We start from the raw sequence: 24,225 nt of genomic DNA on the forward strand, positions 1-24,225 counted from the left end.
TAATATCCCCTTATAGGGGGAGAACATGCCACCCGCTAAGCGGGTGGTCATGACTTTTCAGGCAGAAATAGAAATCGGGTGCATCCTCGTGTATTATTGTATACAATTATTTTATTGCGATAAATTACTTGCTTTTTAAAGCGATAAAATTTATAATGGTAGAAAATACGTTAAGAACAGACGGAGGGAAAGCCATGATTCAATTATATAAAAACGGTGCCTGGCTGATAAACGGAACAGAGCTGGTGGAGGATTCCCCGGAAGCGAAAGCACAGATTCAGCAGAAGTATGACAAAGTTGTTCCCGGTAAGGAAGAGGCGGGAAAGAATACCATTGCCTATTCTATTTTACAGGCGCACAATACATCAGACAATATGGAAGACCTGAAAATCAAGTTTGACAAACTGACTTCTCATGATATTACCTTTGTGGGAATTATTCAGACGGCCAGAGCCTCAGGACTGGAAAGATTTCCAATTCCCTATGTGCTGACAAACTGCCACAATTCCCTGTGCGCAGTAGGCGGAACCATTAATGAAGATGATCATATGTTTGGCCTGACCTGTGCCAAACGTTATGGCGGTGTGTACGTACCTCCACATCAGGCTGTGATTCATCAGTTTGCCAGAGAAATGCTGGCAGAGGGAGGGAAGATGATTCTGGGCTCTGACAGCCATACCCGCTATGGGGCGCTGGGCACTATGGCAATGGGGGAAGGCGGACCGGAACTGGTAAAACAGCTTCTGGGAAGAACTTACGATATTAAACGTCCCGAAGTTGTGGGCGTGTATCTCACCGGGAAACCAGTGCCGGGGGTAGGACCTCAGGATGTTGCCCTGGCCATTATCGGCGCAGTGTTTGAGAGCGGTTATGTGAAAAATAAAGTGATGGAATTTGTAGGGCCCGGCGTGGAAAATTTAAGTGCAGATTACCGTATCGGTATTGATGTTATGACTACAGAAACCACTTGTTTGTCATCTATCTGGAAGACCGATGACAAGATAAAGGAATTTTACGAAATCCACGGCAGAGGCGGGGACTTTAGAGAACTGAACCCGAAAGAGGTGGCCTATTATGACGGACTGGTTTATGTGGATTTGAGCCAGATAAGACCTATGATTGCCATGCCGTTCCACCCAAGCAATACATATACCATTGAAGAATTGAATGCAAATCTTATGGATATTTTGGAGGATGTGGAGAAGAAGGCGCAAATCAGTCTGGACGGAAAGATACCATATACGCTGAAAGATAAAGTGAAAAACGGCAGACTGTGTGTAGAACAGGGAATTATTGCAGGCTGTGCAGGCGGAGGTTTTGAAAATATCTGTGACGCAGCGGATATTTTAAGAGGGGCCAGCATTGGTGCAGACGCTTTTACTTTAAGTGTTTACCCGGCAAGTACGCCGATTTATATGGAGCTTGCTAAAAATGGTGTGCTGGCCGACTTGCTGCAGACCGGAGCAGTAGTGAAGACAGCCTTCTGCGGTCCATGCTTCGGCGCAGGGGACACACCGGCAAATAATGCGCTGAGTATTCGACACTCTACCAGAAACTTCCCTAACCGGGAAGGCTCTAAGATTCAGAATGGACAGATTTCTTCTGTGGCTCTTATGGATGCCCGATCCATTGCAGCAACCGCAGCCAATAAGGGACGGCTTACCCCTGCAACAGAATATGCAGGAGAATACAGAAGACCGGTTTATCACTTTGACGGACAGATTTACGAAAATCGCGTTTTTGACAGTAAGGGAAAGGCAGATTCCAGTGTGGAAATCCAGTTTGGACCGAATATTAAGGACTGGCCGTCTATGCCGAAACTGACAGATAATCTGCTCTTAAAGACCGTAGCAGAGATTCATGACCCGGTAACCACTACGGATGAACTGATTCCTTCCGGGGAAACTTCTTCTTACCGCTCCAATCCGCTGAAACTGGCAGAATTTGCTCTGTCCAGAAAAGCGCCGGATTATGTGGGGCTGGCAAAAGAGATTCAGAAGGCGGAACTGGCCAGAGAGCAGGGCGAAAATCCAGTAAAGGCTGTGCCGGAACTGGAAGGCGTCTGGAGCAAAATCAAAGAAGCCTGCCCGGAGGCAGATGTGGAAAATACCGGAATCGGAAGCACGATTTTCGCTGTGAAACCGGGAGACGGTTCTGCCAGAGAACAGGCGGCTTCCTGCCAGAAAGTGCTGGGAGGATGGGCAAACATTGCCAATGAATACGCAACCAAGAGATACCGTTCCAATCTGATGAACTGGGGTATGCTGCCGTTCCTGATTCCGGAAGGCAAGCTGCCGTTCCGGAAAGGAGATTTCATTTTTGTTCCCGAAATCCGAAAAGCGGTGGAAGAGGGCAGCAGGGAAGTCCGTGCCCTGGCTGTAGGAGAAACAGTCACAGAGTTCACTCTAGGCCTGGGAGAAATGACGGAGGATGAGCGAGAGATTATTCTCCAGGGATGTTTGATTAATTATTATCGGGCGAAGTAAGGATAGTGTATTGTGTCACGCATACAGTACCCTGGTTGCGCAGTCTGGCATAAATTTTTCTGAAATCCGAAGGTGATATTTAAAAAAGCAATATTTGGGCAATAATGCGCATTTATAGTAATGACGAATTTGGAAAAACCAGTAAAATAAAGGTTAAGAAATACAAGAGACCGGAGGATGTAGTATGAAAAATCATAGAAAAGAAAGAGCCCAGGCGCGGGAAAAGGCAAAAAAACTGGTGGCTCAGATGACACTTATGGAAAAGGCAGCGCAGCTTCGTTATGATGCGGCACCAGTGGAAAGACTGGGAGTTCCCACCTACAATTACTGGAATGAGGCTTTGCACGGTGTGGCAAGAGCGGGAGTAGCAACCATGTTTCCCCAGGCCATTGGAATGGCAGCAGCCTTTGATGAGGAAGCTATGGAAAGAGTAGGGGATATCATTGCTACAGAAGGAAGAGCAAAATATAATGAATATTCCAAACACGATGACAGAGATATTTACAAAGGACTGACTTTCTGGTCACCTAACGTAAATATTTTCCGTGACCCAAGATGGGGCAGAGGACATGAGACATACGGAGAGGACCCGTATCTGACTTCACGTCTGGGCGTGCGGTTCGTGGAAGGTCTGCAGGGAGACGGGCCGGTGATGAAAGCCGCGGCTTGTGCGAAACATTACGCAGTGCACAGCGGACCAGAGGCCATCCGCCATGAATTTAATGCAGAGTGCAGCATGAAGGATATGTGGGAAACGTACCTTCCGGCCTTTGAGGCATTGGTAACCGAGGCGGATGTGGAGGCTGTGATGGGCGCTTATAACCGTACTAATGGAGAGCCATGCTGTGGACATCAATATCTCATGGAAGAGGTTTTGAGAGGAAAATGGAAATTTGATGGACATTTTACTTCCGACTGCTGGGCAATCAAAGATTTCCATGAATTTCATAAAGTGACGAAAAATGCCAGAGAATCTGCAGCGCTTGCTCTTAAACGGGGCTGTGATGTGAACTGTGGAAATACATATCTGCATCTTTTGGGGGCTGTGGAAGAAGGACTCATTACAGAAGAAGAAATTACCACATCGGCAGAACGTCTGATGACTACCAGATACCTGCTTGGCTTATTTGAAGGAAGCGAATATGATAAAATTCCTTATGAAGTGGTGGAATGTAAAGAGCATATAGAAGCGGCTCTGGATATGGCGAGAAAAGGCAGTGTACTTTTGAAAAATGATGGTGTGCTGCCTCTGGACAAGACCAAACTGCAGACCATTGGCGTTATCGGTCCAAATGCCAACAGCCGTGCGGCATTGATTGGAAATTACCATGGTACTTCTTCCAGATACATTACAGTTTTGGAAGGGATTCAGGATGAAGTGGGAGACGATGTGCGGGTGCTGTATTCCGAAGGGTGTCAGCTTGCAAAGGACAGAGCGGAAAATCTGGCATGGACACAGGACAGGATTTCGGAGGCAGTGATTACTGCAGAACACAGTGATGTGGTGATTCTCTGTGTAGGACTTGATGAAACTCTGGAAGGGGAAGAAGGAGATACTGGAAACAGCGATGCTTCCGGTGATAAGAAAGACCTTCATCTTCCGAAAGTGCAGGAAGAGCTCATTGAAAGAGTGACAGCTGTAGGAAAACCTACTATCCTAGTGCTTATGGCAGGGAGCGCTATTGATTTGAACTATGCAGAAGAAAACTGCAGCGGTATTCTTCTGGCCTGGTATCCGGGTGCCAGAGGCGGAAAAGCTGTGGCAGACCTGTTGTTTGGCAAGGTATCTCCGTCGGGAAAACTACCTGTTACTTTCTACAAGGATTTGGAAGGTATGCCGGAATTTACGGATTACTCTATGAAAAACCGTACTTACCGCTACATGGAAGGAGAGGCTTTATATCCCTTTGGATATGGGCTGACCTATGGAGCTGTACGGGTGAAGGAAGTGCAGGTTTTAAATGCTGTGACCGGAGAAAGCGATATAGAAGTGCAGGTAGCAGTGGAAAACAGGGGAGGCACAGACACAGAAGACGTGGTACAGATTTACATAAAAGATATGGAATCGCCACTGGCTGTGAGAAATTACAATCTGTGTGCTTTTCACAGGGTATTTTTGAAGGCTGGCGAAAGTCAGACTCTGACCTTGACCGTTCCGAACCGTGCTATGGAAGTGGTTGATGAACAGGGAAACCGCCATATTGACAGTAAGAATTTCAAGCTGTTTGTGGGAGTTTCACAGCCGGATAAGAGAAGTGAAGAACTTACCGGAGAAAAAACAGTGGAAGTGACTGTGACACTTGAATAGAAAATAATATTAGACAGGGCAGAACGAAAAGAAGTTCTGCCCTATATTTATGCGGTTTTTTGAGAAAGTTTATGCAGTTCGTTGTATCTAAGCGACATGATGTTAAAATATCCATATTTTGACAAAATATATGAAAATATTATACCATATAACCAATAAAATCTTAAAAATTTCAATGTAAAGCGAAAAAAATTCTATGTTTTATTTCCTGGATATTGTGTATAGTGTCAATATCAATAAAAGGCACGGACGAAAAAGAAAATGTGCCGATGGAAGGGAGAATATTTCAATGAAAAGAAAATTAGCAGTATTAACAATGGCAGCCGTTTTAGGTCTTTCCGCTGTTGCATGTGGTTCTGAACCAGCAAAAGACACAGCGAAAACAGAGGATACCGGCAAAACAGAAGACACTGGAAAAACAGAGGGTTCTGAAGTGGCGAACAAAGACAAACCTCTGGTATGGTTCAACCGTCAGCCGTCTAACAGCTCTACAGGTGAGTTGGACATGAACGCTCTGAACTTTAACAAAGATACATATTATGTAGGATTTGACGCAAACCAGGGTGCTGAACTGCAGGGACAGATGGTGAAAGAATACATCGAAAAAAATGCAGATACTATTGACCGTAATGGCGATGGCGTAATCGGATATGTTCTGGCTATCGGTGATATCGGACATAATGATTCTATCGCACGTACAAGAGGTGTTCGTAAAGCTCTTGGAACAGGTGTAGAAAAAGACGGCGCTATTAACAGTGAGCCGGTTGGAACAAACGTAGACGGAAAAGCTTCTGCAGTACAGGACGGTTCTTTAGAAGCTGGCGGAAAGAAATTCGTAGTTCGTGAGTTGGGTTCTCAGGAAATGAAGAACTCTGCAGGCGCTACATGGGACGCAGCTACAGCCGGTAACGCAATTGGAACATGGTCATCTTCCTTTGGTAAAGAAATTGATGTTGTTGTTTCTAACAACGATGGTATGGGAATGTCGATGTTCAATGCATGGTCAAAAGAAAACAAAGTTCCTACTTTCGGATACGATGCGAACAGTGATGCAGTAGCAGCCATTGCAGAAGGCTACGGCGGAACCATCAGCCAGCATGCAGATGTACAGGCTTACTTAACACTTCGTGTTCTTCGTAACGCATTAGATGGTGTTGATATTGATACAGGTATCGGTACAGCAGATGAAGCTGGAAACGTTCTTAGTGACCAGGAATATGTATACAAAGAAGACGAGCGTTCTTACTACGCATTAAACGTAGCTGTAACCGCAGACAACTATCAGGATTTCACAGACTCTACTAAGACCTTCGAGCCTGTATCCAAACAGTTAGATGAAAGCAAATCTCCTTCCAAGAAAGTATGGCTGAACATTTACAATGCTTCTGATAACTTCTTAAGCTCTACATACCAGCCGCTTCTTGAAAAATATGATGACCTTCTGAACTTAGACGTTGAATACATCGGTGGTGACGGACAGACAGAGTCCAACATTACAAACCGTCTTGGAAACCCGGGTCAGTATGATGCATTTGCTATTAACATGGTGAAAACAGACAATGCAGCTTCTTACACAGCTTTACTGCAGTAATTCATAACTCAGTAGCGTTTATGTAAAACGATGACAGACGGAGGGTGTCGCGTTAAGACAGTGTTTTTGATAATGTCCTTAATGCAGCAGCCTCCGTTCAATCTGAAAGCGAGAGTGCGCTGCAATACCAATATACAGATACAGGAGTAAAAAGAATGGCAGATAAGAAAGATGAAGTTGTCTTATCCATACGCAATATGAGTAAGTCCTTTGGACGAAACCGGGTTCTTGACCATATTAACCTGGATTTGAAACGGGGAACCGTTATGGGGCTTATGGGTGAAAACGGTGCCGGTAAGTCAACAATGATGAAATGTCTTTTTGGAACTTATCAGAAAGATGAAGGAAAAATCACTCTGGACGGCAGAGAAGTCAGTTTCTCCGGGCCGAAAGATGCTCTGGAAAACGGAATTGCCATGGTTCATCAGGAGTTGAACCAGTGTCTGGAAAGAAATGTTATGGATAATCTTTTCCTGGGACGTTATCCCGTGAATTCCATGGGGGTTATCGATGAAGGAAGAATGAAAAAAGAAGCTTCTGAACTTTTCAGAAAGCTGGGCATGACTGTAAATCTGACGCAGCCTATGCGCAATATGTCAGTATCCCAAAGACAGATGTGTGAAATTGCAAAGGCGATTTCCTATAATGCGAAGGTAATTGTTCTTGATGAACCGACTTCTTCTCTGACTGTACAGGAAGTCGATAAGTTGTTTGAAATGATGAGAATGTTAAAAGAACAGGGAATTTCTCTGATTTATATTTCTCATAAAATGGACGAAATCTTTGAGATTTGTGATGAGATTTCCGTACTCCGAGATGGTAATCTGGTTATGACAAAGAGTGCCAAAGACACGGATATGAATGAACTGATTGCAGCTATGGTTGGACGTTCTTTGGAAAACCGGTTTCCACCGGTAGATAACCAGCCAAAGGATGTAATCTTATCCATACAGCACCTGTCCACAAAATTTGAACCTCATCTGCAAGATATCAGTTTTGACGTAAGAGAGGGAGAAATTTTCGGACTTTATGGCCTGGTAGGCGCAGGTCGTACAGAACTTCTGGAAACGATTTTCGGTATTCGTACCAGAGCGGCAGGACGTGTTTACTTTAACAAGAAACTGATGAATTTCAACAGCGCAAAAGAAGCAATGGACCATGGTTTTGCCCTGATTACAGAGGAAAGAAAGGCGAATGGTCTGTTTCTGAAGTGTGATTTGACGTTTAACACAACGATTGCAAATCTGCCGCAGTATAAAACCGGCCTGGCTCTTTCCGATGCCAAGATGGTAAAGGCAACCGCCAACGAAATTAAAATTATGCATACGAAATGTATGGGACCGGATGATATGATTTCCAGTCTGTCCGGCGGTAATCAGCAGAAAGTTATTTTCGGAAAATGGCTGGAACGCAGCCCTCAGGTGTTCATGATGGACGAACCTACCCGAGGAATCGACGTTGGTGCAAAATATGAAATTTATGAGCTGATTATTCAGATGGCAAAACAGGGAAAAACAATTATCGTTGTTTCTTCGGAAATGCCTGAAATTCTGGGTATCACAAACCGTATCGGCGTTATGTCAAACGGACATCTCTCCGGTATTGTGAATACAAAAGAAACAAATCAGGAAGAACTCTTAAGACTCAGCGCAAAATACCTATAATAAGGGAGAAGAATGGATATGGCGAACGGAAATAGTAATATCCTTACAGCTGAACAGGAAATGAAACTGCGTCAGCCAATCGAGGATTATGTTGGTAAAATTCAGAAAAAAATTGACAGCCTGAGGGCTGACGGTACGGATAAAATCGTAGAAATCCAAAACTTAATGGACAGCATTAAAAGAGACCGTACCCTTACAAAAGGAGAAAAGGAAAGCAGGCTTGCAAAATGTAAAACAGAGTTGGAAGCAGCAAAAGCAGTGGAAGCAAAGCATAAAGACGAAGTTTCTAAACTGATTGCAGATGCTGAAAATTATTTGAAAGAGCATTTTGATAAGGATTATTATCAGGCTGTAAAAGCCAGCTGTGCGGCAGAAAAAGCAGCAGCCAAAGCTCGCTATCAGAAAAAAGTGGCAGAGCTGGAAAAAGAACATAAAGCAGCTGTGGCAAAGCTTTCCGATCATCAGGAAATTAAAGACGAAAACTATGTTTATAAAAACAGGCTCTTTGACGCAAAGATGACCATGGAAAAAGAATTCCAGGAAGCAAAAGACAGAAGACATGCGGCGTATTCTTATAAGTTTCACTTAATTGATTTGCTGCGTATGTCCAAGTTTACTTTTATAGAAGCGAGAGCACAGAAATGGGAAAACTACAAATATACCTTTAACCGCAGAACGTTCCTTTTGCAGAACGGTTTGTATATTGCCATTCTGTTGATATTCGTTGCACTGTGTATTATTACGCCGATTGTTAAAGGTTCACCACTTTTGACTTACAACAATGTGTTAAATATTCTTCAGCAGGCTTCCCCTCGTATGTTCCTTGCGTTAGGTGTAGCAGCGTTAATCCTTTTAGCTGGTACAGACCTTTCTATCGGACGTATGGTTGGTATGGGTATGACAGCCGCAACGATTATTATGCATCAGGGTGTGAACACAGGTGGTGTGTTCGGGCATATTTTTGACTTCACAGGTATGCCGGTTATAGCCAGAGTGATTTTGGCCTTGGTGGTTTGTATTTTGTTATGTACTTTCTTTACAACCATAGCAGGTTTCTTTACAGCGAAGTTTAAAATGCACCCGTTTATTTCTACCATGGCAAACATGCTGGTAATCTTCGGTCTTGTTACTTATGCAACAAAGGGTGTGTCCTTCGGTGCTATTGAAGCTACAATTCCAAATATGGTAATTCCGAAAGTAAACGGCTTCCCGACTATTATTCTGTGGGCTGTTGCAGCTATTGCCATTGTGTGGTTTATCTGGAATAAAACAACGTTTGGTAAAAATCTGTATGCAGTAGGCGGAAACCCGGAAGCTGCATCTGTATCCGGTATTTCCGTATTCGGTGTAACAGTAGGCGCTTTCGTTATGGCTGGTGTTCTTTATGGATTTGGTTCCTGGCTGGAATGTATCCGAATGGTTGGTTCCGGTTCTGCAGCTTATGGACAGGGCTGGGAAATGGACGCTATCGCAGCCTGCGTGGTAGGTGGCGTATCCTTTACGGGTGGTATTGGTAAAATCTCCGGTGTCGTAGTCGGTGTATTTATCTTTACAGCGCTTACTTATTCCCTGACAATCCTTGGTATTGACACGAACCTGCAGTTCGTATTCTCAGGTATCATTATCCTTGTAGCCGTTACACTGGACTGTCTGAAATACGTTCAGAAGAAATAGGCGGAAGGTTTAAAAAGACATTATTCATAAGAAGATTTTCAAAAGAGTCAGATGCGGGTCTGGCTCTTTTATGTTATAATAATGCAAAAAGATGAGTGAAAATACGGAGAAGGAAAATGGATACATATACAGTACTTTTGGTAGATGATGAAGAAGAAGTCATTCAGGTGATTATGCGAAAGATTAACTGGGAGGGGTTGGGATTTTCTGTTATCGGATATGCCAATAATGGTGTGAAAGCATTGGAAATGGTGGAAGAATTTCAGCCGGATGTGGTGATGACGGATATTAAAATGCCCTACATGGACGGCATGGAACTGGCGGGACATATCAAAGCCGATTATCCGGCTACCAAGCTGCTTCTTTTTACCGGGTTTGATGAATTTGAATATGCCAAAGAAGCCGTCCATCTGGAAGTGGAGGAGTATATTCTGAAACCGGTGAATTCTGTGGAACTGACGAATGTGTTTACCCAGTTGAAGATAAAGCTGGACCAGGAAATCGGCGAAAAGCGAAATGCAGAATCCTTAAAAAAATATTATATGGATTCTCTGCCGCTTCTGCAGGCGAATTTTTATGCAACTTTGCTGGAGGGGCGGATTCGTGAAGAGGAACTGGATCGCTATCTTTCTGATTACCAGATTTCTCTTTCGGGCCCTTTTTTCTGCTGTCTGGTGATTCATACTTCATCGTCCCAGATACCGGAAGATATGAATCCGCTGCTTCTGGCGGCTTCCGTGGAAAAGCAGGCCAAGGAATATCTGGGGGAAAAGTGGAGAGCCAGGTGTTTCTCTTATCTGGGGAAAACCATTTTGATTGCCCAGTTGTCCGGAGAAAATGAAATGTCTGAACTGACGGATGACAGCGACCGTTTTTGCCGGTACGCACACCGGATTATCGGCGCCAATGTAACTGTGGGAATCGGCCAGGTGTGCGGAAGTATTCTGGAACTGTCCCAGTCTTACAGCAGCGCCAGAGAAGCCATTTCCTACCGGGTGCTCTACGGAACTTCCAGAGCCATTAATATTCAGGAAATTGCTCCACATGAGAGGAATAACCCGGGTTCCAGCCACGAAGGGGAACTGTCCCACCTGTTTAAAACCATTCGTCTGAACGAGCCGCCGGAAATCGCCCAGGCAGTCCATGAGTATCTTGGCAGCATTTCCTTTAAGGAAAAATCCCTGCAGCAGCACCACCTGGACGTCATGGAACTTCTCAGCGAATTCTGCCGGTTTGCGGCAAACAATGATATTGTACTGGGAGAACTGTCAAAAGATATGGGAAAACTATACGGCAGAGTTCTGGACATGGGACCGGATACGCTGGAAAAGTGGCTGGTAAACATCAGTGTTTCTCTTCACGAAAAACTGTTGAATGCCCGGACAAAGTCTACCAAATCCTTTGTGGAAAAGGCAAAAGATTATGTGCACAACAATTATGTGAACGAAGAACTTTCTCTGGACCGTATCTGTGAAGTGCTGGGAGTCTCCAATTCTTATTTTTCTACCATTTTTAAAAAGGAGACAGGGAAGTCCTTTATTGGCTACCTGACGGATTATCGCATGGACAGAGCATCCCGGCTTTTGTTGGAGACAAACGAAAAGAGTTATATTATAGGGAAGAAAGTGGGATATACGGACCCCAATTATTTCAGTTATGTGTTTAAACGGCGGTTCGGAGTATCGCCTTCCAAGTACAGAACGGAGTACAGAGAAAGTGAAAAATAAGTATTTCAGACAACTGAAAAAAATGAAGCCAAAGGAAATTCAGACCACCATTATGCTGGCTTCTTCCGTGGTGTCGATTTCCATTATGCTGATTCTGGGAGTGGTTCTGTATCTGCGGTTTTCCAATTCTGCCAGGGCGGAAACCATAAACAGTACACAGAAGCTGATGGAGCAGACTGGGGAGAACCTGGAAGAATATCTGATGAGCATGCGGCAGATTTCCGATGCGGTTTATTACAACGTGGTAAAGGAAAATGATTTTGAGAAGAATAAGCAGGATATTCAAAGCGGAATGAATCTTTTGTACGAGGCAAACAAAGAAAAACTCAGAAGTATTGCCATATATAACAACTACGGAAGCCTTATGGCGGCGGAACCGGTGGCCTCCCAGAAGGAAGACCCGGACGTAACCAGCCAGGACTGGTATCAGAAGGCCATGGAGGAAATGGAAAATATGCATTTTTCCACACCTCATATTCAGAATTTGTTCAATGACACAACACACCGTTATTATTGGGTGGTTTCTTTAAGCCGCGTGGTAGAATTGACAGACCAGGGAGTTCCACAGGCAGGTGTACTTTTGGTAGATATGGATTTTTCCAGTATTTCTCGTATGATGAAGCAGATTAATGAAGTGAACAACGGGCAGTATTATTATCTGTGCGACAGCAGCGGTGAAATTGTCTATCACCCCAGGCAGATACAAATCAGCGACGGAATTTACGAAGAAAACAGCAAACGGGCAGCGACCTACAAAGACGGCGTTTATGACGAGGCTTTTCAAGGGGAAAACCGGAAAGTGGTGGTAAATACCATCAGTTATACCGGATGGAAACTGGTAGGAGTGATTCCCTATTCTACGTTTAATCACGGCATGGTAAATCTCCGTTATTTTGCGGTTATGATGATTCTGTTGATGACCATGATGCTGGTGGTGATTAACCGGGTGGTTTCCCTTAGGATTTCCAGCCCGATTTTGAAACTGAATCAATCGGTGCGGAAGTATGAAGCAGGGGAGAAACCGGAAATTTACATTGGCGGTTCTCAGGAAATCCGTCATCTGGGGTATTTCATTCAGAAGTCTTATGAACAGATTGATGAACTGATGAAGGAAATTGTCCTGGAACAAAATGAGAGAAGAAAGAGTGAATTAGACGCCTTGCAGGGCCAGATTCATCCCCATTTTCTGTACAATACGCTGGAATCCATTACCTGGATGATAGAGGGAGAACGGAACGATGAGGCGGTCTTTATGATTTCCCAGCTGGCCAGACTGTTTCGTATCAGTCTTTCTAAGGGCAGAACCGTGATTTCCGTAAAAGATGAACTGCAGCATGCGCAGAGCTATATGAATATACAGAAGGTCCGGTATAAAAACTCTTTTTCTGTGACCTTTGATGTGGAGGAAGAGTTGTATTCCTATTGTACAGTTAAGCTGATTCTGCAGCCCATACTGGAGAATGCTATTAATTATGGCGTGGGCAATATGGAAGACGGCGGAGAAATCCGGATAACCGGAAGGCGTGAAGGAGACTTGATTGTTCTGGCTGTTTCCGATAACGGGCTTGGTATGTCAGAGGAGGAAGTGGCTCTTGTACTGACGGACAGTAACCGGATTCACAAGCACGGCTCCGGGGTAGGACTGGTGAATGTCAACAGCCGTATCCAGATTCTCTTTGGAAAGGAATACGGGCTTGTGGTGGAAAGTGAACCGGATGAGGGAACCCGGGTTTCCATACACATTCCGGCTGTCCCTTATACAGAAGAAAATCGCAGGATACTGGAGATGGGACATATGATGAGCCGGGAAGAAATCGTAGACAGGAAAGTACAGGGACAAAGCAATGAAAAAGGATAAGAAGATGTTTATTCTGATACAGGCAGTTCTGAGCCTGCTGGTGATTCTGCTGGTGGTTGTCATGCTGCGGGAGCAAAGTGGAAAAGAGCAGTATCAGGTGTCTGTGATTGTGGAAAACTCAGACGACAATCAGTGGTCTGCCTTTAAATACGGATTGAAAATGGCAGCAGAGGACAGAGGGGCAGAAATGTTTATGGTCAGCACAGGGGCGGTGCTCACCCCGGAGGAAGAAAAAAAGCTGATAGAACAGGAAGTGAAAAACGGCGCAGACGCTGTGATTGCAGAGCCCGTTCCCGGCACAGACCCAGCGAAACTGCTGAAGGAAGTTCAGGGGAAAATTTCGGTTATGCTGGTGGGAGGAGAATTGCCCAAAAGTGAAAAGCGCAGGGGATTTCCGGTGGTTCGGGCAGATGATTATGCAATGGGACAGGCTTTGGCAGAAGAACTGTTAAAGGATTACGACGGAAAGCTGAATGGAAAAAGTCTTGGTATGATAGGCGGGCGGAGAGACTCACAAAGTATCCGGAACCGGGAGGAAGGATTTACAGAAACCTTAAAGGAAACAGGGGTGGAAGTCCTCTGGTCTGGTATGAAAAATCCGGAGGAAAATATTAAGGCTTTTCTGGAAAGCCAGCCGGAGGTGGATTTTGTGATTGCGTTTGATGATGACAGTCTGACTGCGGCGGGAGAATGTGGAGAAGCCAATAATCTCCACGGGGCTCTTGTGTATGGAATCGGCAATTCCACAGAAGCGGTTTATTATCTGGATGTGGGAACGGCAGAATGTGTGGTTGTGTCAGATGCCTTTTATGCAGGATACCAAAGTCTGACAGGACTTATGAACGGAATGGAGAATTCCTTCCGCAATTATGAAGAACCACAGATTTCTTATACGGTTATGAGGAGAGAAAATCTGTTTTCCAAAGAGAATCAGGATATTCTGTTTACTATGAGTCAGTAAAGGACGGGAAAACGGAGAAGAAATGCGGAGGTAAAGCATGAGAAAGAACAAAAGAAGGGCAGCGGGAATGCTCCTGGCTTTTGCAGCGCTGTTTCTGGGCGGCTGTAAGGAGGGGGAGTCAGAGGCGCCGGATAAACTTCATGTGGGAGTTGCTTCTTATAATCAGAGTGATACCTATATGAATGCCCTGATTGGAAGGTTTAAAGAAAATATGAATGAATTGGGCAGCGACAGGCTGGAAGTAACCGTAACGGTCCGGGACGCGGCTGGTCTGCAGAAGACGCAGAATGACCAGGTGGAAGAAATGATAGATGAGGGGTGCAATGTACTCTGTGTAAACCTGGTGGACCGGGCAGACCCGTCGGAGATTATTGATTTGGCCAGAGAAAATGACGTGCCGATTATCTTTTTTAACAGAGAGCCGGTGGCGGAAGACCTGCACCAGTGGGAACATCTGTATTATGTAGGAGCGGATGCCAGACAGTCCGGCATATTGCAGGGAGAACTGGCGGTTGACCTTATCAAGGAGGACGACCGTATTGACAAGAATAAGGATGGAAAAATCCAGTATGTGGTTCTGGAAGGAGAAATGGGACACCAGGATGCAATTATCCGCACAGAAAATGCAGTGAATACGCTGAAACAGAATGGCGTTGAAGTGGAAAAACTCAGCTGCAAAATCGCAAACTGGAACCGGGCACAGGCACAGAACAGAATGGAGCAGATAATAGGAGAGTATCAGAACAAAATAGAACTGGTTCTGGCCAACAATGACGACATGGCCCTGGGCGCTGTGGATGCGTATAAGAAGTTGAATTATACATCTTCGGCCTTGCCTGTGTTTTTTGGAATCGACGGTACGGATGTGGGACTGGAAGCTGTCAAAAAGGGAGAATTGCAGGGCACTGTATATAACGACAAAGAAGGCCAGGCTGAAGTCATGGCAAAGCTGGCGGCAGCTCTGATTACAGGCCAGAGTATGGAAGAGATTCCCTTTGAAAATGACAGGTATGTGTACCTGCCTTATCACAAAGTGAGCGATGAGAATATAGAACAATTTTCGGAGAAATCCATGGAACTGTCGCAATAAGAAGAAAGAACAGCCCCATGGCACGGCAATCCTGTATAAAGATTCTGATTGCCGTGTCATGGGGCGCTTTTTATGAGAGATTATTCCCCCTGGTAAGTAAACCAGTCAAAATCGGCGAAAGCCAGGGAATCTCTGTGGTTGGCGCTGGCGTACATACCCAGATAAGTACCGGTGAAGCCATTGTTTACATCGGAACTTAAAAGCACACCATCTGCGCAGAGGACCAGAGGAAGCATTTCCTGTTCCTCATATCCGTAGTAAAAAGAATACGTATCGGTATGTCCCTGTACACTGAGATAAAGGCGGGAGGATTCTTTGATTTCCTGTTCTTTTTTCAGGCTTCGGATTCCATTTCGGGTTTCCCAAAGCTGCAGGAAAGTCTTTCCCTGTTTTTTACGCATCGTCATAAGATAGTGGAAACGGTCATCCTGTACCAGAGCTAAGCCCGCCTCCTGAAAATCGGTTTCAGGCGAAAATTCCATAGCAGTTTTGGACAGGAAATTTTTGTGCTGTTGTCTTCTGCCCACAAAAGCAGGGGTACAGATTTCTTCCATAACTTCAGGCCTTGTATAGAGCCGCAGAAATCCTTTGCGCTCAGTCAGGGAATACAGTGTCTGCAAGGGGGGATGAATGGTGTTCCACTGCATTTGCAGCACAGGGCTTTCAAAGTTATCAGAGGCAGGTAAGGGAGGATAAATGGTTTCCGGGAGTCTGGGGAGTCGTTCCCGTTCATTTACCATACCGTTTGCATTGTCAATTCTGGGCCAGCCGTCTTCGTCCCAGACCATGGGAATCATGAAGGTTTCCCGGCCGATGTTGTAGTGTCCGCCTGTGTAGGGGCGCACAGCCAGCAGAACCATCCACCATTCCCCGTTCTGGGTATCGGTAATGTCCGCATGTCCTGTGACGGCAATGGGGATTTCCAGGGGAAGATGTCTGTGAGATACGATGGGGTTTCGCGGGCAGATTTCATAATCCCCATCAATGGTACGGCAGCGGGCCATCTGCACACTGTGGTTGATAAAGGTACCGCCTTCTGCAACCAGCAGGTAATACCAGCCGTCTTTTTTGTAAATATGGGGCGCTTCAATCCAACGGCTGTAGGTTTTCTTTCCGTCCCAGATAATGCGGCGTTCTCCTTTAAACTGCAGGGTGACAGGGTCCAGTTCGTTTAAGTAAATGCCATGGTGGCCTTCATAGAGACATTCGCTGCTGATGAAATTTCCCACATACCATACAGAGCCGTCATCGTCAAAGAACAGGCTGGAATCAATACCGTCAGCTCCCTCTACAAAGACGGGGTCACTCCAGGGGCCGGCTGGATTTTTTGCAGTGATGATATAGTTGTCACGGTCTGCCTCTCTGCCTTTGGAAACAAAGGTATTGATGATGTAAAAGGTACCGTTGTGATAACGGATAGAGGGCGCCCAGAGTCCTTCGGAAGTCTCACAGTTTTTGTAGTCTAACTGGTCGGGGCGGTGGATTCCGTGTCCGATTTGTTCCCAGTGCACCAGGTCTTTGCTGTGGAAAATGGGAAGGCCCGGAAAGTACACAAAGGAAGAGGTTACCATGTAATAGTCCTCGCCTACCCGGCAGATAGAAGGATCCGGATAAAAGCCGGGCAGCAGGGGATTGGAAAAAGTTTTTTCTGGCATTGTAAAAGTTCTCCTTGTTTTGAATTTCTACCTTGATTATAGAAAGAAATCCTGCGGTGGTCTACGAAAAAATTGCTTTTTTCTGTGCAAAAAGAAAGTTGAAACAAACTGGAGAAAAAAAGGAAAATTTGTCGAAAATTACCTATACAAGTACCGGAGGGTTGTGTATAATAAAAGTATATCAGAAACAGGAGAAAGGAGCGGATTATGGGACAACCATTCGATGAAATAGACGAAGAAGAGTACGAAAGACGAAGACGGGCATTAATTATGCGCAAACGGCAGGAGAAAATTCGGCAGATGAAAATTCGGAAGCTGACACGGTTGGTTATTATGGCGGTTCTTTTGGTAACCGTGGTTGTGGCAGCAGGAACGGGAATTACCAAATTAGCCGGAGGCGGAGACAAAAAGGAACCATCTAAAATTACCCAGGAGGTACAGGCTGACACAGAAAAGGGGGAGACGGAAACATCAGCGGCAAAACAGCCGGTCATGAGTTCCTCGGACATTGAAAAGCTGGCCTCTGATACCACGATTTTCGGCTGGCAGCAGGACGAAACTGGCAAATGGTATCGCAATGCAGACGGAACTTTTTATGAAAATGGCTGGAAAGAAATAGATGGTGCGCAGTACTATTTTGATGAAAACGGTTATGTAACTACCGGTTGGTTGGAACTGGACGGAAAAGATTATTATTTTGACGAGGAAGGAAAGTATGACAGCACGAAGGTTCGTCCTATGGTTGCACTGACTTATGATGACGGACCGGGACAGTACACAGAGAAGCTGTTGCAGTGTCTGCAGGAGAACAATGCCAAGGCTACCTTCTTTATGTTGGGAGAAAACGCAGAGAAGTATCCTGATATTGTGAAAGAACTGAAGGACGCAGGCATGGAATTGGGCAATCATACATATGACCATCAGATTCTTACCAGTCTCTCTCAGGACCAGATAAGCAGTGAAATCAGTAAAGCCAATGAAGCAATTCAAAACGGTGCGGGTGTTCCGGCAGATACGCTTCGTCCGCCGGGAGGAAGCTGTAATGAAACCGTACAGCAGCTGGCAAATATGCCTATTATCAAATGGAGTTTAGATACCAAAGACTGGAAGACAAAGAGTGCAGATAAGACGTATCAGAAAGTAATGGATAACGTGCAGGACGGTTCTGTAGTCCTTATGCATGATATTCATGAGTGGTCTGTAGAAGCGTCTTTGCGCATGATTCCGGAACTGGTGGAAAAGGGTTACAAGCTGGTAACCGTACAGGAACTGGCAGAAGCCAAAGGAATTACTCTGGAAAACGGAAAAGTGTACTATTACTTTGGTGAAGGAACCCAGCAGGTGGAATAAAACAGTCTCGTTAGATTGTGAAATAGGAAAAAGGAGGAAACTGCCAATGGACGGCAGTTTCCTCCTTTTTCATATGGTCTTTATCAGCCTTCATGATAAGCTTTCAGATACATTTCTTTTATCTCTTTCATAAGCGGATACCGTGGGTTGGCGCCTGTACACTGGTCATTGAAGGCATTTTCAACCATTTCGTCCAGAGTAGCCATAAAGTCTTCCTCGGTAACGCCATACTCTTTAATCGTTCTCTTGATTCCTACTTTTGCTTTCAGTTCAGCAATGGCTTTGATGAAGTTTTCAAATACTTCGTCATCGTTTTTGCCCTGAATACCAATGAAACGAGCCATTTCGCAGTATCTTTCCTTTGCATGCGGATATGGATACTGGGAGAAGGTTCCCATCTTCACCGGTGCCGGGTCTGCGTTGTAGCGCATCACATGCTCAATGAGCAGGGCATTTGCAATACCGTGAGGCAGGTGATGGTAAGCACCTAATTTATGTGCCATGGAGTGGCATACACCCAGGAACGCATTGGAGAAGGCCAGACCTGCAAGGGTGGAAGCATTTGCCATTTTTTCTCTTGCAATAGGGTCATCTGCGCCTTTTTCGTAAGCGGAAGGCAGGTAGTCAAAGATTAATTTGGCTGCCTTTAAAGCCAGACCATCGGTGTAATCCGTAGCCATAATAGAAGCATAGGCTTCCAAAGCATGGGTCAGTGCGTCAATACCGGAAGCGCTGGTCAGTCCTTTTGGCTGTCCCATCATATAATCAGCATCAATAATAGCCATGTTTGGCATTAATTCATAGTCTGCAATGGGCCATTTCGTTCCGGTTGTGGCGTCTGTAATAATCGCGAACGGTGTTACCTCAGAACCGGTACCGGAAGAGGTAGGAATAGCAACCATCATAGCTTTTACACCCATTTTTGGGAATACGTAAACTCTCTTTCGGATATCCATGAAATCCATAGCCAAATCTTCAAAATTGCATTCCGGATGTTCGTACATCAGCCACATGATTTTAGCAGCATCCATAGCAGAACCGCCGCCCAGGGCAATAATGGTGTCAGGAGCAAAGGCTGTTAATTTTTCCAGACCTTTCTGAGCGCACTGCAGTGTAGGATCCGGGGCAACTTCAAAGAAGCAGTCATAAGTAATTCCCATTTCATCCAGTTTGTCTGTGATTGGTTTGGTGTAACCATTGTTATATAAGAAAGTATCGGTAACAATAAAGGCTTTTTTCTTGCCGTATACGTTTTTCAGTTCATCTAAGGCAACAGGCAGGCAGCCTTTTTTGAAGTAAACTTTTTCCGGTGTTCTGAACCAAAGCATGTTTTCTCTCCTTTCGGCAACGGTCTTCACGTTCAACAGGTGTTTCACTCCTACGTTTTCAGAAACAGAGTTTCCACCGTAAGAACCACAGCCAAGAGTCAGGGAAGGCGCCAGCTTGAAGTTGTATAAGTCACCGATACCGCCGTGTGCAGAAGGTGTATTTACCAGAATACGGCAGGTCTTCATACGGTCAGCAAATTTGTTCAGCTTTTCTGTCTGCGATGGGTGCAGATAGATAGAAGCAGTATGTCCGTAGCCGCCGTCTTTTACCAGCTGGTCAGCCATATCCAGGGCGGTATCGAAGTCTTTTGCTTTGTAAAGAGCCAGAACCGGTGACAATTTTTCATGGGCAAAAGGTTCGGAAATATCTACGGAAGTTACTTCACCAATGAGAATCTTGGTATCAGAGGGAACAGCAACACCTGCCATTTCCGCAATGACTGCCGCAGGCTGTCCGACGATTTTAGCGTTTACTGTGCCGGCTTCTGTAAGGATGATTTTCCGTACTTTATCCAGTTCTTCTTTGTTCAGTACATGGCAGCCGCGTTTGATAAATTCAGCTTTTACTTTATCATAAATATCAGCCAGAGCTGTTACAGACTGTTCGGAAGCACAAATCATACCATTGTCGAAAGTCTTGGAATGAATAACGGAATATACCGCTGTCTGAATGTCACAGGAACTGTCCATAATAACCGGTACGTTTCCAGGACCTACGCCGATAGCCGGTTTGCCGGAGGAATACGCAGCCTTTACCATGCCCGGGCCGCCTGTAGCTAAAATAACATCAACAGATTTCATTAATTCATTGGAAAGTTCAATGGTGGGTTCTTCAATGCAGCCGATAATGCCTTCCGGTGCCCCTGCTTTTACAGCAGCTTCCAGAACGATTCTTGCAGCCTCTGCAGTACATTTTTTTGCACGGGGATGAGGGCTGATAAGAATGGCATTTCTGGTCTTTAAGCAGATAAGGCACTTAAAGATTGCGGTGGAGGTTGGATTGGTAGTTGGGATAACTGCGCCTACAACTCCTACAGGCTCTGCGATTTTCTTAATTCCATAGGAGGTATCCTGCTCGATGACGCCGCAGGTTTTCACTCTTTTATAAGTGTTGTATGTATATTCTGCCGCATAGTGGTTTTTGATAACCTTATCTTCCAGCACACCCATACCTGTCTCTTCACAAGCCAGTCTTGCAAGAGGAATACGCATTTTGTTGGCAGCCATAGCCGCTTCAAAAAAGATTTTGTCCACCTGCTCCTGGGTGAATGTGGCAAATTTTTTCTGGGCTTCTCTCATAGAAGAGATTTTAGCCTGAAGAGCCTCGACACTGTTAATGGTTTCCGGTACTTTTGTTTCTGCTTTTTTAGCCATGGGAAATCCTCCTTAAATTAATTAAATAATAATTTTAATACAGTGTGTTGCAATAGCAGGAAGCATCTGATTTCCTGTTTTATTGATAAATATTTAACAAGTGTTGAGGCTATTATATCTCGTTGTTAAATATTTGTCAATATCAAATTCTAAGAAAAAAGGAAATACTGAAGTCGTTTTGTATGCCCTTATTATACCATAAACAGTGAGAAATATAAAGAAAAAAGATTGTTAAAATTAAAATTATCAGAAAATAGAGAAGAAGAGGATTTGAATACAATATTCTGGAATTAATGTACATTTCCATAGGTGAAATTGATAAAAAAATAACATAGCGACAAAAAAGAAGAACTGTTCACAGGAACAGCTCTTCTGGTTATAGAAAATATAGAAGAATTATTTTTTCAGATTCTGTCTTTTCCGAAGTCTGGAATCCAGGATTTTTTTACGGATACGCAGGGTTTCCGGTGTGATTTCCAGAAGTTCGTCCGTATCGATAAATTCCAGGGCCTGTTCCAGGCTGAGGATTTTCGGCGGCGTCAGCTTTAAGGCTTCGTCTGCGGAAGAAGAGCGGGTGTTGGTCAGATGTTTGGTCTTACATACGTTCAGTTCAATATCCTCCGGCTTGCCGCTCTGTCCGATAACCATACCGCTGTAAACTTTTTCGCCGGGGCCGATAAACAGAGTGCCTCTGTCCTGCGCGGAAAACAGACCATAGGTAACGGATTCGCCTGTCTCAAAGGCAATTAAGGAGCCCTGTTTACGATACTGCATGTCTCCTTTGTATGGAGCATAGCCGTCAAAAGCTGTGTTCAGAATGCCGGAGCCTTTGGTGGAGGTCATAAATTCTCCGCGGAAGCCGATAAGTCCTCTGGAAGGAATGTTGAATTCCAGGCGGGTAGTGCCGTCGCTGGCGGGGCTCATGCCCTGCAGTTCACCCTTTCGCTCGCTGAGTCTTTGGATAACCGTACCGGAAAATTCTTCAGGAACATCTACATAAGCGATTTCCATAGGCTCCAGTTTACGGCCTCTTTCGTCCTCCTGATAGATGACCTCTGCCTTGCTCACAGCAAATTCATAGCCTTCCCGGCGCATGTTTTCAATCAGTACGGATAAGTGCAGTTCGCCCCGTCCGGACACCTTGAAGCAGTCGGTGCTGTCCGTATCCTCCACCCGCAGGCTGACGTCTGTGTTTAACTCTCTCATGAGGCGTTCTCTTAAGTGGCGGGAGGTTACAAACTTTCCTTCCTGTCCTGCAAAAGGACTGTCGTTGACCATGAAGTTCATGGAAATCGTAGGCTCTGAAATTTTCTGGAAAGGAATGGGATCCGGATTTTCCGGTGAGCATAAGGTATCTCCGATATGGATATCTGCAATGCCGGCAATGGCAACAATAGAGCCAATACCAGCTTCTTTTACGTCTACCTTGTTCAGACCGTCAAATTCGTAAAGTTTGCTGATTTTTACCTTCTTCATTTTGTCCGGGTCATGATGGTTGACCAGCACCACTTCCTGGTTCACGCTTAAAGTGCCGTTTTCCACCTTGCCCACACCGATACGGCCCACGTATTCATTGTAGTCAATGGTGCTGATAAGGGCCTGAGTAGGCGCTTTTGGGTCGCCGGTAGGAGCCGGGATGTATTTTAAGATGGTTTCAAACAGAGGAACCATGTTTTCCGGTGTGTCGTTTAAGTCCAAAACCGCATGACCTGCTTTTGCGGAGGCATACAGGAAGGGACAGTCAAGCTGCTCGTCAGAGGCATCCAAATCCATAAGAAGTTCCAGGACTTCATCTATAACCTCATCAGGACGCGCTTCAGGACGGTCGATTTTGTTGATGCACACAATGACATGAAGGTCTAATTCCAGTGCTTTTTTCAGAACGAATTTGGTCTGGGGCATAGCGCCCTCAAAAGCGTCTACCAGAAGGATTACGCCGTCCACCATTTTCAATACACGTTCTACCTCACCGCCGAAGTCCGCATGGCCGGGTGTATCAATAATGTTGATTTTGGTATCTTTGTAATATACAGCGGTATTTTTTGATAAAATGGTAATGCCGCGTTCTCTTTCAATATCATTGGAGTCCATAACACGTTCCTGTACGGCCTGGTTTTCACGGAATACACCGCTCTGGCGTAAAAGCTGGTCTACCAGAGTGGTTTTGCCGTGGTCAACGTGAGCAATAATGGCTACGTTTCTGATATCTTCTCTTGCTGTTTTCATAAATAACCTCTTTTCTTTTAAATCAACAGATTTCAGTTGTTTTTATGCAGTAAACAGAATTTCCGCCGGAAAACCGGGGAAAAGCCTGTGTTTTCGGTAAAATCCGGATTTCATTCTATCACACTTGCTTCTAAATACAAAGGGGAAATAAAAATTTTTTGAAAAAAATAGAAAATGTGGTTCTAAAAGGTGCCGGGGCTGAATAAACATAATACAGACAAGATACGAGAAAGAGGAGAGGGAAAAAATCATGGCAGATAAAATTATTGAAAACAATCAGGTGTCAATTATGGGAAAGATTGCATCCGGCTTTACCTTCAGCCATCAGGTGTATGGAGAGGGCTTCTATCTGGTGGATGTGCTGGTAAAGAGACTAAGCGATTCAGAGGACAGAATTCCGCTGATGGTTTCCGAGCGTCTGGTTGATGTCACACAGGATTACGAGGGAGAGTACATTATGGTGCAGGGACAGTTCCGGTCCTATAACCGCCACGAGGAGAAGAAAAACAGGCTGGTGCTTTCTGTTTTTGTAAGAGAACTGTCTTTTGTGGAAGAGGAAGATGATACGGTGAAGACGAACCAGATATTCCTGGACGGATATATCTGTAAGCCTCCGGTATACAGGAAAACCCCTCTTGGAAGAGAGATTGCGGATTTGCTGCTGGCAGTGAACCGGCCTTACGGAAAATCCGATTACATACCCTGTATCTGTTGGGGAAGAAATGCCAGATATGCGTCTGCTTTTGAAGTGGGCGGACATGTTCTTATCTGGGGAAGAATCCAGAGCAGGGAGTATATTAAGAAATTAAGTGAAAGTCAGACCGAGAAGCGGACGGCTTACGAAGTATCTGTGAGCAAACTGGAATATGCGGATTAATACGGTCCGCATGGCTTTTGGGCTGTTTTGGTTGCAATATGCCCGCAGGTGTAGTA

The 24,225-nt window shown here is 45.0% G+C and carries 14 protein-coding genes; 11 read left to right on the forward strand and 3 right to left on the reverse strand.

Annotated features, from left to right (window positions below):
• Positions 1 to 194: 194 nt before the first annotated feature.
• The 9 genes from G5A70_RS13580 (at position 195) to G5A70_RS13620 (ending at position 15,359) form a co-directional block, all read left to right on the forward strand.
• A complete protein-coding gene (locus G5A70_RS13580; RefSeq protein ID WP_173750068.1) occupies positions 195 to 2,486 on the forward strand; it encodes a hydratase in 2,292 nt (763 codons plus the stop codon).
• 184 nt (positions 2,487 to 2,670) lie between these two features.
• On the forward strand, positions 2,671 to 4,794 hold the full coding sequence (locus tag G5A70_RS13585) for a glycoside hydrolase family 3 C-terminal domain-containing protein (protein ID WP_173750069.1): 2,124 nt from the start codon (positions 2,671 to 2,673) through the stop codon (positions 4,792 to 4,794).
• Between the two features lie 289 nt (positions 4,795 to 5,083).
• Complete coding sequence (locus tag G5A70_RS13590) at positions 5,084 to 6,385, forward strand: substrate-binding domain-containing protein (RefSeq protein ID WP_173750070.1); 1,302 nt, start codon at positions 5,084 to 5,086, stop codon at positions 6,383 to 6,385.
• 155 nt (positions 6,386 to 6,540) lie between these two features.
• Positions 6,541 to 8,049: a sugar ABC transporter ATP-binding protein gene (locus G5A70_RS13595; protein ID WP_173750071.1), complete on the forward strand. Its 1,509-nt coding sequence runs from the start codon at positions 6,541 to 6,543 to the stop codon at positions 8,047 to 8,049.
• An 18-nt stretch (positions 8,050 to 8,067) separates the two neighbouring features.
• Entirely contained in the window at positions 8,068 to 9,723 is a 1,656-nt protein-coding gene (locus G5A70_RS13600; protein ID WP_173750072.1) for an ABC transporter permease subunit, read from the forward strand.
• A gap of 116 nt (positions 9,724 to 9,839) precedes the next feature.
• Complete coding sequence (locus G5A70_RS13605; protein ID WP_173750073.1) at positions 9,840 to 11,450, forward strand: response regulator; 1,611 nt, start codon at positions 9,840 to 9,842, stop codon at positions 11,448 to 11,450.
• Positions 11,440 to 13,308 (forward strand): cache domain-containing sensor histidine kinase, encoded by a 1,869-nt coding sequence (locus G5A70_RS13610; protein ID WP_173750074.1) that lies wholly within the window; start codon positions 11,440 to 11,442, stop codon positions 13,306 to 13,308. The genes G5A70_RS13605 and G5A70_RS13610 overlap by 11 nt, the downstream gene beginning before the upstream one ends.
• Positions 13,295 to 14,269 carry a substrate-binding domain-containing protein gene (locus tag G5A70_RS13615; RefSeq protein WP_173750075.1) on the forward strand — a complete coding sequence of 325 codons (975 nt, stop codon included), beginning with the start codon at positions 13,295 to 13,297 and terminating at the stop codon, positions 14,267 to 14,269. The genes G5A70_RS13610 and G5A70_RS13615 overlap by 14 nt, the downstream gene beginning before the upstream one ends.
• A 37-nt stretch (positions 14,270 to 14,306) precedes the next feature.
• The gene (locus G5A70_RS13620) at positions 14,307 to 15,359 is read left to right on the forward strand and encodes a galactose ABC transporter substrate-binding protein (RefSeq protein ID WP_173750076.1); all 1,053 of its coding nucleotides are present in this window, start codon (positions 14,307 to 14,309) and stop codon (positions 15,357 to 15,359) included.
• Positions 15,360 to 15,439: 80 nt separating this feature from the next.
• Here G5A70_RS13620 and G5A70_RS13625 read toward each other — a convergent pair whose 3' ends face one another.
• On the reverse strand, positions 15,440 to 17,014 hold the full coding sequence (locus G5A70_RS13625) for a glycoside hydrolase family 43 protein (protein ID WP_173750077.1): 1,575 nt from the start codon (positions 17,012 to 17,014) through the stop codon (positions 15,440 to 15,442).
• A 207-nt stretch (positions 17,015 to 17,221) separates the two neighbouring features.
• Here G5A70_RS13625 and G5A70_RS13630 point away from each other — a divergent pair, with 207 nt between their 5' ends.
• Positions 17,222 to 18,364: a polysaccharide deacetylase family protein gene (locus tag G5A70_RS13630; RefSeq protein WP_173750078.1), complete on the forward strand. Its 1,143-nt coding sequence runs from the start codon at positions 17,222 to 17,224 to the stop codon at positions 18,362 to 18,364.
• Between the two features lie 83 nt (positions 18,365 to 18,447).
• Here G5A70_RS13630 and adhE read toward each other — a convergent pair whose 3' ends face one another.
• Together adhE and typA are read right to left on the reverse strand one after the other, a co-directional pair.
• Positions 18,448 to 21,066 (reverse strand): bifunctional acetaldehyde-CoA/alcohol dehydrogenase, encoded by a 2,619-nt coding sequence (gene adhE / locus G5A70_RS13635; protein WP_173750079.1) that lies wholly within the window; start codon positions 21,064 to 21,066, stop codon positions 18,448 to 18,450.
• A gap of 396 nt (positions 21,067 to 21,462) precedes the next feature.
• Complete coding sequence (typA, locus tag G5A70_RS13640; protein ID WP_173750080.1) at positions 21,463 to 23,292, reverse strand: translational GTPase TypA; 1,830 nt, start codon at positions 23,290 to 23,292, stop codon at positions 21,463 to 21,465.
• Between the two features lie 250 nt (positions 23,293 to 23,542).
• On the opposite strand from typA, the gene G5A70_RS13645 reads away from it, so the two are divergent.
• Positions 23,543 to 24,169: a single-stranded DNA-binding protein gene (locus tag G5A70_RS13645; RefSeq protein WP_173750081.1), complete on the forward strand. Its 627-nt coding sequence runs from the start codon at positions 23,543 to 23,545 to the stop codon at positions 24,167 to 24,169.
• The last annotated feature ends 56 nt before the right edge of the window (positions 24,170 to 24,225 follow it).

The organism is Blautia hansenii, from assembly GCF_013304445.1.
GTDB lineage: Bacteria > Bacillota > Clostridia > Lachnospirales > Lachnospiraceae > Blautia.

Coding starts and splice junctions, on each gene's coding strand:
- G5A70_RS13625 (WP_173750077.1), bottom strand. CDS start 17,014: ATGCCAGAAAAAACTTTTTCCAATCCCCTGCTGCCCGGCTTTTATCCG.
- G5A70_RS13630 (WP_173750078.1), top strand. CDS start 17,222: ATGGGACAACCATTCGATGAAATAGACGAAGAAGAGTACGAAAGACGA.
- G5A70_RS13620 (WP_173750076.1), top strand. CDS start 14,307: ATGAGAAAGAACAAAAGAAGGGCAGCGGGAATGCTCCTGGCTTTTGCA.
- G5A70_RS13585 (WP_173750069.1), top strand. CDS start 2,671: ATGAAAAATCATAGAAAAGAAAGAGCCCAGGCGCGGGAAAAGGCAAAA.
- G5A70_RS13605 (WP_173750073.1), top strand. CDS start 9,840: ATGGATACATATACAGTACTTTTGGTAGATGATGAAGAAGAAGTCATT.
- G5A70_RS13580 (WP_173750068.1), top strand. CDS start 195: ATGATTCAATTATATAAAAACGGTGCCTGGCTGATAAACGGAACAGAG.
- G5A70_RS13615 (WP_173750075.1), top strand. CDS start 13,295: ATGAAAAAGGATAAGAAGATGTTTATTCTGATACAGGCAGTTCTGAGC.
- typA (WP_173750080.1), bottom strand. CDS start 23,292: ATGAAAACAGCAAGAGAAGATATCAGAAACGTAGCCATTATTGCTCAC.
- G5A70_RS13600 (WP_173750072.1), top strand. CDS start 8,068: ATGGCGAACGGAAATAGTAATATCCTTACAGCTGAACAGGAAATGAAA.
- G5A70_RS13595 (WP_173750071.1), top strand. CDS start 6,541: ATGGCAGATAAGAAAGATGAAGTTGTCTTATCCATACGCAATATGAGT.
- G5A70_RS13645 (WP_173750081.1), top strand. CDS start 23,543: ATGGCAGATAAAATTATTGAAAACAATCAGGTGTCAATTATGGGAAAG.
- adhE (WP_173750079.1), bottom strand. CDS start 21,066: ATGGCTAAAAAAGCAGAAACAAAAGTACCGGAAACCATTAACAGTGTC.
- G5A70_RS13590 (WP_173750070.1), top strand. CDS start 5,084: ATGAAAAGAAAATTAGCAGTATTAACAATGGCAGCCGTTTTAGGTCTT.